The sequence below is a fragment of the Alteromonas sp. a30 genome (assembly GCF_026788005.1).
Taxonomy (GTDB): domain Bacteria; phylum Pseudomonadota; class Gammaproteobacteria; order Enterobacterales; family Alteromonadaceae; genus Paraneptunicella.
Genome location: NZ_JABEPE010000081.1, coordinates 1 through 893, shown reverse-complemented (window position 1 = coordinate 893; position 893 = coordinate 1). Strand labels below are relative to the sequence as shown.

1 protein-coding gene is annotated in these 893 nt (G+C 45.7%); it reads right to left on the bottom strand.

Annotation, left to right across the window (positions count from 1 at the left end):
* Positions 1–893: condensation domain-containing protein (locus tag HJG39_RS19270; RefSeq protein WP_268412046.1), on the bottom strand; the 893-nt coding region annotated here is incomplete at both ends.

Here is an 893-nt window from a genome sequence, read left to right as displayed (position 1 = left end):
GTGTTCGCAAAGAAGCCGATCAAACCTTCAATTTCTTTGTGTACGCGATTAGAAATAGAGAAGCCAATCGCCACATCGTCATCACCGCTGTAGCGATGTACCAAGGTTGCTAACAAGGCTTGTAACGACATAAACAAACTTGTGCCGTTGGCTTTGTTAAAGGCATCTAAGGCATTGGTGGTGTTGATGCTCAACGCTCGTGTGTGTACATCACCTTTGTAACTGCGCTGAGCAGGACGCGGGCGATCCAGCGGCAAGTTATGAATTTGTTGCAAGCCTTTTAATTCTTCACGCCAGAAGGCTAAATGTTGTTCAAGAACATCGCCTTGCATCCATTCTTGCTGCCATAACGCGTAGTCCGCAAACTCCACCGGTAATGGCGCGAGGTCGACCGGCTTTCCAGCAATAATCGCGTCATAACAGTGTAATAACTCCTGCACCATCACATTAAGCGACCAACCATCAGAAGCAATGTGATGACGGTTCATCAACATCACATGCTTATCATCTGCAAGCTTTAACACGCTTAAACGCAACATTAAATCTTGCGATAAATCGAACGGTTTTAACGCATCCTCGTCAGCAAGCGTCTTCACCTGCGCTTGCTGCGCGCTTTCATCAAGAGAGGTTAAATCAACTAATGGAATAGTGAACTTCACATTTTCCATAATCACTTGGTATGGTTGCCCGTTGTTCTTACCACTTTCTTCTTTGAATACGGTACGCAAAGTAGCGTGACGTTGAATGACGAAATCAAACGCCTGACGCAGAGCATCTAACGACAACTCACCTTCCACCTTAAATGCATTTGGCAAGTTGTAACCGGCACTTTCATTTTCCACTTGGGAAACAATCCACAAACGGCGCTGCGTGAAAGAAAGCGGCAAATACTC